11 protein-coding genes are annotated in these 17,074 nt (G+C 65.8%); 7 read left to right on the plus strand and 4 right to left on the minus strand.

Features of this window, described 5'->3' with window-relative positions; translation table 11 throughout:
• Positions 1-118: 118 nt before the first annotated feature.
• The 7 genes from ACFE70_RS07120 (at position 119) to ACFE70_RS07150 (ending at position 8,053) form a co-directional block, all read left to right on the plus strand.
• A complete protein-coding gene (locus ACFE70_RS07120; protein ID WP_375417034.1) occupies positions 119-1,633 on the plus strand; it encodes a DUF4350 domain-containing protein in 1,515 nt (504 codons plus the stop codon).
• A gap of 223 nt (positions 1,634-1,856) precedes the next feature.
• On the plus strand, positions 1,857-2,996 hold the full coding sequence (locus ACFE70_RS07125; RefSeq protein WP_375417035.1) for an AAA family ATPase: 1,140 nt from the start codon (positions 1,857-1,859) through the stop codon (positions 2,994-2,996).
• Positions 2,997-3,159: 163 nt separating this feature from the next.
• Positions 3,160-4,503, plus strand: a complete 1,344-nt coding sequence (locus ACFE70_RS07130) for a DUF58 domain-containing protein (protein WP_375417036.1) — start codon at positions 3,160-3,162, stop codon at positions 4,501-4,503.
• Positions 4,504-4,619: 116 nt separating this feature from the next.
• Entirely contained in the window at positions 4,620-6,650 is a 2,031-nt protein-coding gene (locus ACFE70_RS07135) for a beta-N-acetylhexosaminidase (protein WP_375417037.1), read from the plus strand.
• 114 nt (positions 6,651-6,764) lie between these two features.
• A complete protein-coding gene (locus tag ACFE70_RS07140) occupies positions 6,765-7,367 on the plus strand; it encodes a 3'-5' exonuclease (RefSeq protein WP_375417038.1) in 603 nt (200 codons plus the stop codon).
• A gap of 64 nt (positions 7,368-7,431) precedes the next feature.
• Positions 7,432-7,665 carry a hypothetical protein gene (locus ACFE70_RS07145; RefSeq protein ID WP_375417039.1) on the plus strand — a complete coding sequence of 78 codons (234 nt, stop codon included), beginning with the start codon at positions 7,432-7,434 and terminating at the stop codon, positions 7,663-7,665.
• Positions 7,666-7,705: 40 nt separating this feature from the next.
• Entirely contained in the window at positions 7,706-8,053 is a 348-nt protein-coding gene (locus ACFE70_RS07150; RefSeq protein ID WP_375417040.1) for a PIN domain-containing protein, read from the plus strand.
• On the opposite strand, the gene ACFE70_RS07155 is transcribed toward ACFE70_RS07150, so the two are convergent.
• From ACFE70_RS07155 to ACFE70_RS07170, 4 genes are all read right to left on the minus strand, one after another.
• Positions 8,050-11,922 carry a hypothetical protein gene (locus ACFE70_RS07155; RefSeq protein ID WP_375417041.1) on the minus strand — a complete coding sequence of 1,291 codons (3,873 nt, stop codon included), beginning with the start codon at positions 11,920-11,922 and terminating at the stop codon, positions 8,050-8,052. The genes ACFE70_RS07150 and ACFE70_RS07155 overlap by 4 nt on opposite strands.
• A gap of 104 nt (positions 11,923-12,026) precedes the next feature.
• On the minus strand, positions 12,027-12,401 hold the full coding sequence (locus ACFE70_RS07160; RefSeq protein WP_375417042.1) for a DUF4260 domain-containing protein: 375 nt from the start codon (positions 12,399-12,401) through the stop codon (positions 12,027-12,029).
• A 146-nt stretch (positions 12,402-12,547) separates the two neighbouring features.
• Positions 12,548-13,132, minus strand: a complete 585-nt coding sequence (locus tag ACFE70_RS07165) for a Crp/Fnr family transcriptional regulator (RefSeq protein WP_375417043.1) — start codon at positions 13,130-13,132, stop codon at positions 12,548-12,550.
• Between the two features lie 59 nt (positions 13,133-13,191).
• Positions 13,192-16,971: an ATP-binding protein gene (locus ACFE70_RS07170; RefSeq protein WP_375417044.1), complete on the minus strand. Its 3,780-nt coding sequence runs from the start codon at positions 16,969-16,971 to the stop codon at positions 13,192-13,194.
• Between the last annotated feature and the right edge of the window lie 103 nt (positions 16,972-17,074).

A 17,074-nucleotide genomic window follows, 5' to 3' on the forward strand; every position in this document is an offset into this window, starting at 1 on the left:
TGATTACTACCCCACGCGAGATGCTTCGCTTAGGCTCAGCATGACCGCCTTTTTGCGCGACCTTTTTGCGCGACAGCTCACCGTAATTTAGGGTGTTATATAGCACCAAATCTATTATATGACCTCGCTCCGCTGGTACCTGCTCGGCCTGCTGGCCTTATTCGGCGCCTTTGTGGCGCTGGAATACTACCGGCCCCGGCCGCTGGACTGGCGCCCCACCTACCTGAGCAAGGAGAAGATTCCCTACGGCACCTTCGTGCTTTATGACCAACTGCCGCGCCTGCTCGGCACCGACTCGGTGCAAATCGTGCGCGTGGCGGCCTTCAACCAGCTCACCGGCATTGCCGCCGACCCGGAGGAGTTTGAGGACGTGGAGGAGCTGGTTGAGCCCGCTACCGACACGGCGCAGGCCGCCGACAGCGCCAGCCGGCGGACGGGATCCCCGCCGGCCCCCGCAGCGGCCGACAGCGCCGCCGACATAGTGCAACCCGAAACTGACGCAGCGCCCGCAACTGATTCAGCAGTTGAAACCGGCGAGAAAGCAACCAGCGGCGAGCTAGCCACTGAGCAAAGCAAGGAAGCCGACGCCCCTACCGACACCACGCGCCCGGCAGCGCGGGATGAAATTCCGTTGCGCCCGGCCCGCGCCAACTACCTGTTCATCGCCGAGGACATCCGCCTGGCGCCCTCCGACACGCGGGCACTGCTGCGCTACGCCGCCCAGGGCCACGACGTGTTCATCGGCGCCGAGGACTTCGGTGGCACCCGCCCCGGCTCGCTGGCCGACTCGCTCGGCTTCGAGAGCCGCGCCCTGGACTTGGGCGTGCCCCGGCTGAAAGCGGGCGCTGCCCCTACCCCCCCCGATTCGGTGAGCCTGCGCTTCACCAACGCCGGGCTGCGCGGCCCAACCTACCGCCTGCCGGGCGAGGGCGGCGCGTATCGGCTGAGCGTGGCGGCCGGCCGCCGCGGCGCCACGCTGGCCGCCGACGCGCAGGGCCGGGCCGTCTTTATTCGATTAGATTACGGAAAGGGCCATTTCTACCTGTGCTCGGTGCCGCTGGCCTTCACCAACTACTTCGTGCTGCGGCCCCAAACCACGGGCCTCGCCACCGGGATGCTCTCCTACCTGCCGCCGCGCCCGGCCTGGTGGGACGAATATGAGAAAACGGGGCCCGTCGGCGAGCAGTCCTTGCTGCGGGTGCTGCTGGCCCACGACGCCCTGCGCATGGCCTTCTATCTGAGTTTGCTCGGCGGGCTGCTGTTTGTGCTGATTGAGGCCCGGCGCCGGCAGCGCATCATTCCCACGCTCAAGCCCTTGCCCAACACTACGCTGCTGTTTACGCGCACTGTGGCCGGCCTCTACCAGCAGGGCCGCAGCCACGCCCTGATTGCCGAGAAAAAAGTCAGTCTGTTTCGGGACTACCTGCGCACCCATTTCCAGGAGCCTACCCCCGACTTCGGCGACGAAGCTTTTCGTGAGCGGCTGGCCCACAAAGCCGGCCTGCCCCGCGCCCGCGTCGATGAGCTGCTGCGCCTCGTCAACTTTGCCCGCACCGCCCCCCAGGTCACTGACCGCGAGCTGCTCCGGCTCAGCCGCGCGCTGAATGACTTTCGGCGCGAGGCCAAGCGGTAATCTGCTGAATTATACCCATTTTGCAACTGGTTTACGGCGTGATTCCCAATTATTGCACTGAGGCAAGAAGCAGGTTTTTGCTTGAATTGCACAATTTTAATAAAGTGCCTTTACGGTCATGCTGCGGGCGCTTATGCTCACTTTTAGCTGACTTTATTCGGGCTTTAAGCCTTTCCCGCTCTTTGCTTTTCACCGCTCCGGCCTGTCTCGTCTGCTTCTCTTCATGACTCCCGATAACCTGCCCGATTTTCCTACCCCCCTCGGCCAATCCAACTCGACCGTGGTGCCTTCCGCCACCGCTGACATGCTGACGTCTGTCCCGATTTCGGCAGCAGTGCCAGCTGCTGAGGAAATCCCTACCCCCCCTGCCGCGCCCGAAGCCCCGGCCGCTGCCGCCGGCTTCGGCCCGCGCACTGACTTTGCCCGCCTCACGGCGCAGGTAACGGCGGTGCGCGCGGAAATCGGCAAAATTATTATCGGCCAAACCGACTTGCTGGAGCTGCTGCTCACGGCTATTCTGGCCGACGGGCACGTGCTGCTGGAAGGCGTGCCGGGCGTCGCCAAGACGCTCACCGCCAAGCTGCTGGCCCGCACGCTGGCCGTGCCTTTCAGCCGCATTCAGTTCACGCCCGACCTGATGCCGGCCGACGTGCTCGGCACGTCCGTGTTTCGGCAGAACTCCGGCGAGTTCGAGTTTCGGCCGGGCCCGGTGTTCGCCTCTGTGGTCCTGATTGACGAAATCAACCGGGCCCCGGCCAAGACCCAATCGGCCTTGTTCGAGGTGATGGAAGAGCACCAGGTAACCCAGGACGGTCGTACCTACCCGATGGCCGAGCCGTTTCTGGTGCTCGCCACCCAGAACCCCATCGAGCAGGAAGGCACCTACCGCCTGCCCGAAGCGCAGCTCGACCGCTTTCTCTTCAAGCTGCAAGTCGGCTACCCCACCCTGGCCGAGGAAGTCCAGATTTTGCAAGGCCATCACGCCGGCCACGGCAGCAACGACCTGAGCGCCGTGCAGGCCGTGCTCACCGCCGACGACCTGCGCGCCCTGCGCCAGCAAGTTCGCCAGCAACGCGTCGAGCCCAAGCTGCTCGACTACATCGCCCAGCTCGTCGGCCAGACCCGCGCCCATAAGTCCTTGTATTTGGGCGCCTCGCCCCGCGCCTCGCTGGCCCTGCTCAACGGCGCCAAAGCCCTGGCCGCCCTGCGCGGGCGCGACTTTGTGACGCCCGAAGACGTGCAGTTTCTGGCGCCGAGCGTCTTGCGGCACCGCATCATGCTCACGCCGGAGCGGGAGATGGAAGGTGGCACGCCGGAGGACGTGGTGAAGGGAATTATCGGGCAGATTGAGGTACCCAGGTAGCTTATCAGGCTATGGGCCCCTTACATCCGTCATGCTGACGAAGGAAGCATCCTATCACGCCTTAACCAGCAGTATATCACTAATTACTGCGTCGTTCAAGCGCGGTAGGATGCTTCCTTCGTCAGCATGACAGCCGATTTTTTGCCGTCTACTTCTTTTATCCGTGTCCTTTTTCCTCACCCGCCGCTTCTTCCTCGCCCTCGGCGCCTTGGTCTTCGGCTTCACCGTGGCCTTTTTCCTACCCTGGCTGCTGGCGCCAATGTACATTCTGCTCGGGCTGCTCGCGTCGCTGAGCTTGCTCGACGCGGCGCTGCTCTACCTCGGCGGCGGGCACGTGTTCGGGCGGCGGGCGCTGGGCGACAAGCTGGCCAACGGCTCGGACAATGAGGTGCAGATTTATATGGAAAACCGCTATCGCTTCGGCGTGCAGACCGAGACGATAGACGAGATTCCGCACCAGTTTCAGCGGCGCGACGTGCTGTTCCGAACCGCCGTGAAGTCGGGTGAGACGCGCGTTATCCAGTACCAGCTGCGGCCGGTGAAGCGGGGCGAGTATGCGTTTGGGGCCCTGAACGTGTACGTGGCTTCGCCGCTGGGGCTGGCGCGGCGGCGCTTCCGCTTCGACCGGGAGGGCGTGACGGTGCCGGTTTATCCGTCGTTCTTGCAGATGCGGCAGTACGAGCTGCTGGCCATCAGCAACCGGCTCACGGAAGTGGGCGTCAAGCGAATCCGGCGCGTGGGGCAGAGCCTGGAGTTCGAGCAAATCCGGCCCTACGTGGCCGGCGACGACCCGCGCTCCATCAACTGGAAAGCCACGGCCCGCCGTAGCGCGCCCGGCGCGGGCGCCGACGCGCTGGTCGTCAACCACTTCCAGGACGAGCGCGCTCAGCAGGTGTACTGCCTGATTGACAAAGGCCGGGTGATGCGGATGCCGTTTGAAGGCCTGAGCCTGCTCGACTACGCCATCAATGCCACGCTCGTCGTGAGCAACATCGCCCTGCTCAAGCACGACAAGGCCGGCCTCATTACCTTCAGCAACCGCCCCGGTGCGGCCGTGGCCGCCGACCGCCGCCCCGGCCATCTGTTGAAGCTGCTGGAAGTGCTCTACCGTCAGAAAACCCGCTACCTGGAAACCGATTTTGAGCTGCTCTACGCCACGGTGCGCACCAAAATCAGGCAGCGCAGCCTGCTGCTGCTGTTCACCAATTTCGAAACCTTGCAGGCCATGCAGCGGCAGTTGCCGTATCTGCGCCGGCTGGCGAAGGACCACTTATTGCTGGTCGTGTTTTTTGAGAACACCGAGCTGCGCGCCTTTCTCGATGCGCCGGCCCTGACGACGGAGGACGTGTACAATCAGACCATCGCCGAGAAATTCGCGCAGGAAAAGCGCCAGATTGTGCTCGAATTGCAGCGGTACGGCATCTATTCGTTGCTCACGGCGCCCAAGGATTTGACGGCAAACACCATTAACAAGTACCTGGAATTTAAAGCTCGCGGATTGATATGACAGATTTCACGCAGTGTCTCGCAGTGTTAAGGCGCAGTGTTCCGCAGTGTTGTTCCAGAACGGCACTGCGGGACACTGCGTGTTTTAACACTGCGAGACACTGCGTGAAATTTTGTTTGCTTCTCATATCGCTGAGCGCCGCCGCCCAGCCCGCTTCCCCGCTGCTGCCCATCCCCGCCCAAACCCAGTTCGGCCGCGCCGCCCTACCCCTCAAAGGCCCCTTGAAGCTGGTGCTGGAAACAACCCTGGACCCGCGCGTGGCCGCCAGCGCCCGCCAAGTCATCAAGGTGCTGCCCAACGGCACGGCGAAAGCCGCCGGCCTACCCCTGCAAATTCGCTACGGCCGCGTGGGGCAGGCCGAAAAGCAGGACGAGGAAAAATACAGCCTGCGCATCACGCCGCTGGGCGTCAGCATCTCGGCGCCGACCAGCCTGGGCGTGCTGCGGGCGCTGGCCACGCTGCGCCAGCTGCCCCGGCGCGCAGGTCGCGGCTGGGAGTTGCCCGAAGTAGATATCGATGACCAGCCGCGCTTTGCCTGGCGCGGCCTCTCCCTCGACGTGGCCCGCCATTTTTTGCCCGTGGCCGTGGTCAAGCGCAACCTCGACGGCATGGCGGCCGTGAAGCTCAACGTGCTGCACTGGCACCTGTGCGACGACCAGGGCTGGCGCGTGGAAAGCCGGCTGCTGCCGCGCTTGCAGGGGGTAGGCGCCGCCACGGGCGGCTACTACACCCAGGCCCAGGTGCGCGAGGTGCTGGCTTACGCCGCCGCCCGCGGCATCCGCGTGGTGCCCGAGTTCGACTTGCCCGGCCACGCCGGCGCCATCATCGCCGCCTACCCCCGCCTGGCCTCGAACCCCGACTCCAGCACCGCCGTGCCCACGCGCTGGGGCGTGCTCAACATCGCCATCGACCCAACCAGGGAAACCACTTATACCCTGCTCGACTCGCTGCTGACGGAGATGACCGGCCTGTTTCCGGACCCGTATTTTCACATCGGCGGCGATGAAAACGACGGCCGGCAGTGGCGCCGCAACCCGCGCATCGTGGCGTTTATGCTGGAAAAAGGCTTCGTGAAAGCCAATGGCCAGCCCGACAAGCACCAGTTGCAAACCTACTTCAACCGCCGGATGCTGGCTTTGCTGCAACGGCAAGGCAAAACGATGGTCGGCTGGGATGAGATTCTGGGTCCCGACCTGCCGGCGCCGGTCGTAATCGAGAGCTGGCGCGGCCCCAAGGGCTTGCTGGAAGCCGCGCGCCTGGGCCACCCCGCTCTGCGCGCCCACGGCTACTACGTTGACCTTTACCAAACCGCCGCTGCCCACTACGCCGCCGACCCGCAGCAGGGCGTGCCCGACTCGCTGGCCCGCCGCGTGCTAGGCGGCGAGGCGGCCATGTGGCTGGAGTTTGCCGACTCCGTAATCGTGGATTCGCGCATCTGGCCCCGCGCCGCCGCCGTGGCCGAGCGGCTGTGGTCACCGGCCGCCCTCAGCCAGGATGTGCCCGATATGTACCGCCGCCTGGCTTTGGTCAGCGAGCAGTTGGACAGGCTGGGCCTGCGCCACCGCCGCGCCCCGGCCCGCCTGCTGAAAGACATTGCCGGGCCCAGCGCCAGCGCCGCCGAGCAGGCCGCGCTGCGCAATCTGGCCGGCGTAGTAGAGCCGGTGAAGGAATATCAGCGGCACTTTCAGGGCTTTAAATACTCAACCGAAACTTCGCTCAACCGTCTCGTGGACGCCGCCCCGGCCGAGTCGGAAGTGGCGCGCCGCTTCGCCGCCACCGTGGACAGCCTGCTGGGGCCGGCACCGGCCCTGAGTCCCACCACGAATTCCCTACCCCCCCCTACCACGCGCAAGCACTATTTGGCTACGCTGCGCGCCCAACTAACCACGTGGCAGCAAACCGACTCGCAGCTGGCGCCGCTGCTGGCCCGGCAGCCCCTACTACGCGAATATGCACCCCTATCGGCCAGTCTTAGCGCGATTGCCACGTTACTACTGCAACGCCTGAAGCAGCTGGAAAGCAGCGAGCCAACCCAGGCAGGCCCCGGCGCGCCCGCCCGCCTGCTGCTGCCCGCCGCCGTGGCCAAGCCCGCCGGGCAGGCCACGCTGGCGCCCGCCCTGCTGCGGGCCGCGGGCCGGCTGCTGTAGCGCGGACTTTGTAGTCCGCGAATGCGCGCGGTTAAGCGCACCATTAAGAGTGTGCTGTCAAAGCTGTTTACGCGCGGACTCACCGAGTCTACGCTGCAACCCTATCTTGCCTTCATGCAAGCCGCTATCACCCAGGCCCTGGCCGACCTCAGCTTCACGGCCATCGACTTTGAAACCGCCAACGAGCGCCGGGCCAGTGCCTGCGCCGTGGGCGTGGTGCTGGTGCGCCGCGGCCGCATCACCGACACGTTCCAGACGCTGCTGCGCCCGCGCGAGCTGCGCGTGGACTGGCGCAACCAGCAAGTCCACGGCATCAGCGAAGCCGATTTGCACGAGGCGCCTAGCCTGGCCGACGTGTGGCCACAACTGCTGCCCTACCTGTACGAGCAGCCCGTTGTGGCCCACAATTCGGCCTTCGACGTGAGCGTGCTCGAACACACGCTGCGCGACTTCGACCTGGCCGTGCCGCCCTTCCACTGCCTGTGCTCGGTGAAGCTGGCCAAGGCGTGCTGGCCGCACCTGGAGCGGCACCGGCTCAACCATTTGGCTCATTTTTTCGGGCTTGAACTCCAGCACCACGACGCCCTGTCCGACGCCCGCGCCTGCGCCGAAATCACGCTGCGCGCCCTGCGCGCCGGGCAGCAGCTGCCGCTGTGCTACAAGCAGCGCGAGCTGACGGCCGGCCTGGCCCGGCGGCTGGCGAAAGCGGCTGCCTAGCAAGGAGATACCAACCGGAAATAATTGCGAAGCTTATATGTTGCAGTGTTGTTAATTAACCAGATTGAACACCATTTCTATGGAAGCCACGAAACGTCCCGAACTCCTACCGCGTCCACGTAACAATAGCTACCGCGCCGAAGATATTATAGCTGAATATGGCACCCTGGCCAAGTTCATGAAAGCAATAGGACCCAAGGCGCCGCTGGAAATCCCCGATTTGGGCTTCACCGAGCAGGAAAATCAGCGCATGGATCAACTTTTAGCCGAAGAGCGTGCCGCAGCCAGTTCTTTTTAATACCAACGTCGTCATCCAGCATATTTGGCGCAGCCAACCCATGCCGGAAGAGGTTGTGCTGTCGATGGTCGTCGTGGGCGAGTTGGAAGCTTTCGCGCTGAAAGCCGATTGGGGCTACCAGAAGGTTGATTTCATGCAAAGTCTGTTTGCTTATCACCCAATGCTAGAAATCTCGCGCGTTTTCACGCTCCCCTACGCGCGCATCGACGCCTACAGCCAGGGCAAGCTGCGGTCCCTACCCCTGCCCGCCGGCCTTTCGGCTCGCAACATGAGCAAAAACGACCTTTGGATTGCCGCCACGGCACTTTACTTTGATGTCGAGCTGCACACCGCCGACCACGACTTCGACCATTTGACGGCGCTGGGCCTGCGCGTGGTGAAGGGCTAAAACAGCACCGCGACCTGCATCCGGCCGGTGTGAACGGTGCGCAGGCCGCTGGCCTTGCGGCCGTCATAGGCCACATTGATATTGAGGCCGTTGCTCAGGCGCTGCTCCAGGTTCAGGTTCCAGGTGAAGTTGGAGCCGGGGCGCAGGGCGTTCAGGATTTCGATGCCTGCCACCGTGGCCGGGTCGCCCTGGAAGCCGACGCGGGTGCCGCGCACATTGGCCGTGATGGTGCGCTTATTTACTTGGCTGAGGCGGGTTTCGAGGCCTAGCTCATCGAAAGTGCCCTGGGCCAACTGTTCATTGGGCTGGGTCAGATTAGGCAGGCTGTTGCGCTTGCTTTGGCGCAGGTAGGTGCCGGTCAGGCGCAGGGCGGGGGTAGGCTGGTAGCTGATTTCGGGCTGCACATCATACAAGAGCAGACGGAAGTTGCGCTGGCTGAGGTAGGTGCTGGCGGCCTCGCGCACGTTGCGCGCCACGAGCAGCCGGCCCGTGAACGACTGCGCCAGCGTGCGCCGCACGAGCAGGCTCTGGCTCAGAATATTGCGCAGGTCGAAGCCCTGGGCCAGCAGGGTTTTGAGCTTGGTTTGCTGCACGGTGAACTCGGCGCCGAAGATGGGATTCGAGCGGTTGTAGTACAGGGTGTTGCGCAGGAGGCGGTTGGCACCCAGGGTCTGCTCGCCGTTGGTGGGCGAGCCGAAGGGATTAAGGCGGGCGCCGAGACCGGGGTCGGTGGTGCGGCGGTCGAGCGTGACGCTGCTAATGCTGGAGAAGCGGGCCGCCGCGGCGCGCCAGCCGCCGGCCTCGCGCCAGGGGCGCGGGGCGTTGGCCGTGAGGCGGTAGCTGAGCCGGTTGGTGAAGGCCGTGATGTAATCTTGGGTCGGCAAAAACACCTTAATAAAGGTGCGGTACTGCGCGTCGGGCGTCTGGGCCTCGAAGAACTCCTCTTTCTGCTGAATGCCATCACTGTTCAAATCGCCAGCGTAGAAGTGGGTGCCCTGGCCGGCGGGTACGGCCACGAACGAGAAGTCGCGCTTTAATTCCCTACCCGTGCCGATGCTGTAGCTCAGCTCCGAGCGCACCTGGCCTTGCAGCAGGCCGGCGTTGTAGTCGATTTTGCCGAGCACCGTCCGGCGGCGGGCGCTGTCGGCGCTGGCCGCCCGCAAGTCGCGGTAGGTGGCCAGCACCCGCAAATCCTGGGTTTTACCGATTCTCGTGGCCAGACTGCCCTGCCAGGTTTGGGCCTGGGCGCGGCGCGCGATGGCAGTGCGCTCCTCATTCGGGGCCTGGTCCTGGCGGCGGCTGTAGTCGAGGCGATAATTCAGCCGGGCCGAGTCGCGGCTCATCACGAACACGTTGTGCTCGTCGAAGTAGTTGGCCGAGGTCAGCTCGCGGCCGTCGGGCAGGGCGACGCGGTTTTTGTCGAAGCGGTAGGCGTAGCCCGGCACCACGGCCCCGCGCACGAAGCGCGCCGTGGCTTCGCCCCGCGCCCAGGCGCTGCGGCGGCTGCCCGCGTCGGCGCCGAGCACAAACAAGGAGCCGCGCAGCTCCACGTCGCCCAGCTTCTGAGCCACATCCAGCCAGTGCTGCAAGCCGCGCACCTCGCCGGCCCGGTAGCGGCGGCTGACGCGGTAGCTGATAGCGTTGTTCGGGTCGCGCAGCAGGCCCAGGCTGAAGTTGAAGATGTTGTCCTCGCGCGGCGTCTGGCCGGTGCTGGTGCCAGCCACGGTGTTCTGGGCGCTCCAGTTGCGGTCAAACTCTACGTCGCGGTAGCGGTCGATGGGCGTGAAACCGGCGGCGGTATACTCGTAGTCGAGCGTCGAATACAGGCGGTAGTCGCGCAGATAATTCTCTAGAATCGGCAGGCCCGCCAGGCTCCGGCCCCGCACCGCGTAGCCCAGGCGCATGGCCGCGCCCTGGTCGGCAGCGGGCGAAAAGCGGTTGCGCTCCAGCCGCGAGCGGGCCAAATCCACGAACACCGTGGCCGTGCTGTCCAGCTCGTAAGAGGCGCCCGCCGTCACTTGCTGCTTGCGCAGGGGGGTAGGGAGCAGGCGCACCGGCGCGTAGCGGCCCTGCCCGGCGCCGGCATACTCAAACACCCGGCCGTTGGCGTTCAGCTCCGTCGAACTCAGCCGATAATCACCTTGGCCCTGAGTTACTTCCGTGAAGCGCACCTGATACACGCCGCCGAGCGTATCGGCGCCCACGGCGCGGCGGAAGCGGCCCGTGGCGGGGTCGCGGCGGTACAGCACCTGGGTGCGGTCGTAGGCCACGGAGTCGGCGCCGGGCGTCAGGGCTACGGCCACGTTGCCGGCCTGGCGCAGGCGCTCGCGGTCTTCGGGGTTAAGATTTAAGTTGGGAGCGTTGTCGGGATTGTCGGCTTCTTGGTAGAAATTGCCGTGCAGGCGCAGCTTGCCCACTTGCTGGTAGTGGCTCAGCGCCACGAGCGAGCGGGCGTAGTTGAGGTCGGAATACTCAAACTCGACCCGCAAACGGGAGTTGCGGGTGATGAGGTGGCGGGGCGAAAACGTGACTTCGGCCAGGTTGTAGTCAATTACATAATCGTAATCAAAGCCCCGGACTTGCAGGCGCCCATCCAGGTACACGCGCTCCGAGTTGGCCAGCACAATGATGAACTGCTCGCCGTTAGGCCCGCGCAGGCGGTAAGGGCCCTGCACGTTCTCGATGGGCGCGATGTCGAGCGAGGCAAACTTGCCCTTGGCCACGCCGCCCGCCACAGTCGTGGACGAGCGGATTTCGCGGCCCCGCCCGTCGCGGCCGGCAGTAGTTACGGCCGCGCTCTGCCCGTCGCTCAAACCCGCATTCTGCCCGTTGCCGACACCGTTGCTCGCGCCGTTATTTAATCCATTGATTAACCCTGGATTCGGAATCCCTACCCCCCCGCCCGGCGCCGAGCCGCCCAGCGCCGGCCCACTGCCGGGTACGCTACCCGGCCCGTTGCTGCTGCCGATGTTGCCCGGATTGCCGACCACGGCACCCGCGGCGGGCGCCGTGAACGCACCATTCCCTACCCCCCCCAGCAGGCCTAAACCCGGCGGACCTAGATTAGCCTCGATGGCCGCGCCCTGAATGTTTTTATAATAGCGCAGAAAGTAGTCGGGCTTGTTGCGCAGCACTACGTCGCCGGCCGTCAGGCTCCACTGCGGCGCGGTGAGGGTGATGTAGATGCGGTCAAACTGCTGGAGCTGCTGCGTGTTGCCCTCGGGCTGGAAGGGCACGTTCTGGTCGGAAATGGCGGCCGTGAGCTGAATATTATCCGTGAGCTGGCCTTCCAGTTGCAGGTTCAGGGCCGAGTTGACGAACACGTTCTGCGTATTGCCGAAGGAGATGCCGCGCGCCAGGTTGCCGGTTTTGCTGATGCCGGGCGTGCTCAGAATCTGCTCTTGCTGGCTGAAATCCTCGAAGCCCAGGCGGCGGTCCCGAAACTCCAGCGAGTCCATGAGCTGGCGCGGGCGCCGGAAGCGCGGCGCCGCCAGCTGCAGCGGCAGCACCCGGTAGCAGAGCCGCACCGAATCGGGGATGGCGAAGCCGGCGCTGTCGCGCGGCGCGGGCCGGATAATCTGGTAGCGGCCGGGGCCGGGGTCGTAGCTCACGGCGCGGCCCTCGGCGCTGACGGAGCCCGGCACGATGGTGAGCGTATCACTGAGGCTGAACGTGGTCGTGTCGCGGCCCGGCGCCAGGCGCAGGAAGCGGCAGCGCAGGGTACTAGGCGGAGCCGCCACCGCTGGCCGGCCGGAGGTGGCGGGCCGCTGCTGCGCCCGCGCCGGCCGGGCTCCAAAAGCCAGCAGCAGTCCCAGCAGCAGCCACCCCAGCAGCTTCGGCGACACAGAAACGGGGCAGCGACGGCTCATGCGGCAAAGGTCGGCATTCTCGGGGCGGGGCAGAACGCCGGGCGGCGCTAGATTCGTGCCAGCGCCCTCAGCGCCGCTTTCGCTCAGCCTCACTCGCCTACTCCCTACCCGGCCGCCAACGCCGGCCGGTCTGCGCCCACTCGCCCCAGGTGCGTGTCCTTGAAGCCAGTGCCGTACTTGAGGCCGTAGCCCAAGAGCCGGTCGAAGGCGCTGTGAGAGAGCAGCACCGTGCCCGCCAGCAGCAGCGCGGGCTGGCCCAGCAGCCAGCTCCCTACCCCCACCGCCAGGCCCAGGGCCTTGTGGTGCACGAGATTGTAGCTAAAGGCGCCGGCTCGCGGCCCAGCCAGGTAGCCCACCATGCTCAGGTCGGGCAGCAGAAAGGCGGCGGGCAGCACCCACCAGGCGTAGGGCAGGCGGGCGAACACGACCAGCGCCAGCAGCAGCTCGGCCAGTTCTTCAATTTTCAATAGCGTTTTCATGGCGCGAAAGAGGTTTGGGGTGATTAAAATGAACACCTCAAAATTCCCCTGCCCAGCCCTTGGCTGACGATAACAAAAGCTAAGAAATCAGTTGCCCAATGGTCCGGCCCGACCGCACTCTGACTTGCCTACCCCCTGCTTTCCCATCAACCCCGCCGCGCCACGCGGGCCCGGATGCGGCTCAGCGAAACGGGCGTAATTCCTAAATAATTTGCCACCAGATGCTGAGGAATCCGCTCCAGAATCTTGGTTTTGCCGCTGGTCAGCAGGGCGCGGTAGCGCTCTTCGGGCGAGAGCAGCAACTGCTCGACCAGCCGGGCATCGGTGCCGAGCAGGTGGTACTCCGCCACGAGGCGCCCAAACCGCTCGTACACCGGCCGCTTATCGTAGAGGCGGCGTAGCACGGCGTAGTCGAACACGGTCAGCTCCGTATCGGTCAGGGCCTGAATGCTGAGCTGGCTGGGCCGGCCGGTGAGGCAGCCGGAGTAGTCGGCCAGCAGGTGGTTTTCAAAGAAGAAGTAGGTGGTGCGCTCCTCACCGTCGGGCCGGGGATAGTAGAGCCGGCAGGCACCGCTCAGCAGCAGCGCCAGTTCCGGACGGTACTCACCCGCTTGCACGAAATGCTCGCCGCGCGCCAAGTGGCGCGAACGCAGCGCCTCGGCGAAGGGCTGCCAGTCGGCGGCGGTCAGCTCGGGCACGAAACGGAGCAGGTAGGCGCGCAGCGGGTGCATGGGCGAAGATACCCATCAGCCCGGCGCAAGTGAGCACTCGACCATTGCCCTACCCCCCTCTACCCGGCCAAAGGCAGCTCGATGAAAAACGTGGTGCCCTGGTCAACCTGGGTTTCAAACCAGATGTGGCCGCCGGCGCTCTCGATGCCGCGCTTGGCCACGGCCAGCCCAATGCCCGAGCCGCTGGCTTTAGTGGTGAAGTTGGGCACGAACATCTGGGTCTGCACCTCGGCTGGGATGCCGCTGCCGTTGTCGGCGATGGCAACCTGCACGTGGTGGTCGTGGCAGCACAGGCCCACACGCAGGTGCGGGACGCGGCCGGCGGGCACCGATTGGCGGGCGTTGATGAGCAGGTTGTTGAAGGTGCGCACGAGCAGGTTTTCGTCGGCGTACACGATGCAGTGGCCGTCGAGGGCGGGGTCCAGGGGGAGGGCCAGCTCCAGCGAGCCGTCGGCCGCGTCGGGCTGGTGCAGGGCGGCGCAGCGGCGCAGCACGGCGGCCACGTCGAGGCGCTCGGGGCGCATGGCGGGCAGGTTGGTGAAGGTGCTGAAGGAGGTGGCGATGTCCGAGAGCACATCAATCTGGGTGATAAGCGTCTGCGAGATGCGGCCAATCAGCTCCTCGGCGTTGGGGCGGCGCTCGTTGATGGCTTTTTGCAGGTATTGCAGGCTCAGCTTCATAGGCGTGAGCGGATTTTTGATTTCGTGGGCGACTTGGCGCGCCATCTCGCGCCAAGCGGCTTCTTTTTCCTGGGCTGCCAGCTCCTGCTTGCTGGCTTCGAGCTTGCGCAGCATGGCGTTGTACTCGCGCACGAGCAGGCCGATTTCGTCGTCGGAGGAGCGGTAGTGCAGTTCCTCATTCTGGCCCGTGAGCGAGGTTTGGGTCAGGCGCGCCGTCACCAAACTCAGCGGCGCGGTCAGGCGCCGGGCGGCGAAGAAGGCCAGGGCCAGAAAGCTGATGAACATCAGGGTGAAGATGTTCAGGATGGTGGTAAACAGCTCGGTGAGCTTGCGGTCCAGCTCCTTTTCGGAGTCAAAAAACGGGATGCCCACGAAGCCCGTCAGCGGGCCGGCCTGGCCGGCGGCGGTGCCGGCGCCCCGCACTGGCAGGTACAGGGCATTGAACGAGAGTGAGCCGGCGCGCTCGGTGAGCAGGGCGCGGGTTTGCCCGCCTTCGGCCAGCGCGGCCATCGCCTGCGGGTTGAGCAGCGGCCCGAGCAGCCCGGCCTCGAAAATGAGCGGCTGCGAGCTGGTGAGCAGCTCGCCGCGGGCGTTATAGATGTTGAGGTCGGTTTCGGTGAAGGCGGCTACGTTGCGGGCCAGCGCGGCCAGCGCGGGCTGCGCCACTGAGTCGGCGCCGGCCAGCAGCTCGGGGCGGCGGCGCAGGCTTTCCAGGGCCACCTGCCCGCGCCGCTCGTAGGTGCGCCGCAAATCCAGCTGATAGGAGGCAATAACCTGCGAGCCCACGGCGGCGCTCACCACCAGCAGCGGCACGAGTACGCCGCCGGTGAGCAGCAACTGAATACGGGAGCTGAGGTTGAGTTGCAGCCAGCCGGGGCGCCCCCACACCAGCAGGTAGAGCACGGCCAGCAGCACCGCCGCAAAGGCGGCCATTAGAAATTGAAACGAGAAGTTGGCCAGCCAGTCGGTGAGCGAGTAGGTGGTGGTGGTCACGACCACGGTGCGCCCCTGCGAGCCCCGCACGGCCAAGTGGTGAAAGTCGCCCTGCACCAGCCCCGTAGTGTAGAGGCGCGCATCCTGCAGGCGGCCGGCGGGCAGGCGGCGGGCATAGTCAAAATCGCCCTCGCTGTACACGAGCCGGCCGCCGCCGTAGCCACCGTAGCTCAGCGCCGTGGCCAGGCCCGGCTGGAAAAACTTCTGGTCCACGAGCAGCTCGGGCAGCACGCTGTAGGTGCTGAGCTTCTTGAGCGTCAGGGCCAGGGCGATGGTACCCAGCGGCTGGCCGGCCGAGTCGCGCACGGCCGTCAGAGCCAGGTAGCGCCGCGAGCTGAACGAGTTGCCGGACCGCATCAGGAACACGCCGGGCTGGTCGGTGCGGGTGGTGTTGCGGCGGATTTCGGCCCGCAGCTCGGCCAGCGGCGGCGGTAGCTGACCTGGTACTCCCTCGGCGGTTTCCGGGCTGGCTAGGCCCAAGGGCTGCCCGGCCGGCCCATATAGGGTAATGCTGGTTTCGTACTTGTCGAAATAATCGCGCAGATACTGGCGGCTGATGCGCCGCCGCACGGCGTCGGTGCGGGCAAATGCGCCGCTAAAGGCGCGCTGCACGAACGGGTCCTGGGCCAGCCGCCGAATCCGGTCGCCGAGCAGGTACTCGCCCTGGAAGTCGTTGTCCACGAGCAGGTTGGTGGCCAGGCGCTGCTTATCCAGCAGCAGCTGCCGCTCGAAGTGCACGTACAGCGCCAGCGCGCCGGTGGCCGAGGTCAGCCCCAGCAGCAGGGCCAGCAGCACTACGGCCCGGTAGCCGGGCGCCGCCGGCAGCCGCCGCAGCTGCCCCACCCGCACCAGCAGGCCGAATGTCAGGGCCAGCGCGGCCAGCAGCAGCAGCGAGTGGTCCAGGGCCAGGCCCAGGGTCAGGGTCACGGCGGCGGCCAGGGCCAGCCCGCCCAGGATAACCCAGCGCGCGGCAAAGCGCAGGGCCGCGCCCGCCAGCTGGGTCAGCACGTAGAACTTGAGCACGTAGCCGGTGGTGTGCAGCAGCACGGCCAGGGCCAGCACCAGCCGGAAGCCGCTCAGCTGCATACTCTGGGTGATGTCGAGGCTGAGCTGGGCGCTGCCGAAGGTTTCGAGATAATAGCTATAGAGCAGCCACAGCAGCCCGCCAAACGCTGCGCTCAGGGCCGTGGCCGCCAGCAGCTGCCCGGCCACGGTGCGCGGCGCGCCGGAACTCAGGCGCTCCAGCAGGCGGTAGTGCCGTGCCAGCAGCAGCCCGCCCACCGCAATGAGCACGGCCAGCGTGGCGTTGAGCAGCAGGTCGCCGAGCGAGGGCGCCAGCCAGGAGGCCGCGTATACCCGCGGGTCGAACAGGGGCAGCTCGGTGAAGGAAAATGGCAGCCCCACCAGGCCCAGCCCGCGCAAAGCCAGCAGCGGCAGGACCAGCGCCGCCACGGCCCGCCCACCCCGCCCGGCCTGCCACCAGCGCCGGGCCAGCAGCAGCCAGCTGGCCGCGTAGAGCGCGGCCCCCAACATGAGCAGCGCCAGCGGCACGTACTGCCCGGTGAACGGATTGATCACCAGCCGCTCGACCGAAAACAGGTAGCTGCCCGCATCGGTGCGCACCTGCGCCAGCGGCCGGGCGGCGCTGTCGACCACCACCCGCACGCCCAGACCCCGGAACAGGGCCTGCTCGGCGCCGTCGGTGAGGTAGCGGTTGCTGATGCCGTAGTGCCGCTCCAGGGGCACATAAGTGATGACTATAAACTGGTTTACGGCCCGCCGCAAGGTCAGAAACTGACCCAGCGGGGTTTCCACCAGCCGCTCGGCCACGGGCGCGGCCACCACCTCCGCGTCGGGGCGAATACTCGAATCCGACCAGTAGCGCAGCTGGCCACCTTCGTACACAAAGCAGGGGTAGGAGCTACGGCTGCGCAGCTGCTGAAAGCTGAGCTGGCCGCGCCGGATTTCGGCGGCCACGGTGTCGGCCTCGCGGCGGGCGCGGGTTTTGGCCTCCTGCACCAGGTTGCGCAACCGGTCGGCATCGGCCCGCGGCAACACCAGGGGCTGCGTGAGCCGGCTTATCCAGTAGCCGGCCGTCAGCAGCGAGATAGCCACTAGCAGCAGCGCCCAAGGCGAAATACGCAATCCAGCCAGCAGACGCCTCACGATAAAGAAAATAATAGTACAAAAACCACCAGCACTCAGGCCCCAACTCAGCAAAGATGAGTGCGCAAAAGTCGTGCGAGTCGCCCGACAGCGACTTTCACTG

Source organism: uncultured Hymenobacter sp. (assembly GCF_964243305.1).
Taxonomy (GTDB): Bacteria; Bacteroidota; Bacteroidia; order Cytophagales; family Hymenobacteraceae; genus Hymenobacter.

Excerpts from the sequence above, each read along its gene's own strand:
- ACFE70_RS07120 (WP_375417034.1), top strand. The coding sequence starts at position 119 with ATGACCTCGCTCCGCTGGTACCTGCTCGGCCTGCTGGCCTTATTCGGC.
- ACFE70_RS07125 (WP_375417035.1), top strand. The coding sequence starts at position 1,857 with ATGACTCCCGATAACCTGCCCGATTTTCCTACCCCCCTCGGCCAATCC.
- ACFE70_RS07140 (WP_375417038.1), top strand. The coding sequence starts at position 6,765 with ATGCAAGCCGCTATCACCCAGGCCCTGGCCGACCTCAGCTTCACGGCC.
- ACFE70_RS07150 (WP_375417040.1), top strand. The coding sequence starts at position 7,706 with ATGCCGGAAGAGGTTGTGCTGTCGATGGTCGTCGTGGGCGAGTTGGAA.
- ACFE70_RS07155 (WP_375417041.1), bottom strand. The coding sequence starts at position 11,922 with ATGAGCCGTCGCTGCCCCGTTTCTGTGTCGCCGAAGCTGCTGGGGTGG.
- ACFE70_RS07160 (WP_375417042.1), bottom strand. The coding sequence starts at position 12,401 with ATGAAAACGCTATTGAAAATTGAAGAACTGGCCGAGCTGCTGCTGGCG.
- ACFE70_RS07165 (WP_375417043.1), bottom strand. The coding sequence starts at position 13,132 with ATGCACCCGCTGCGCGCCTACCTGCTCCGTTTCGTGCCCGAGCTGACC.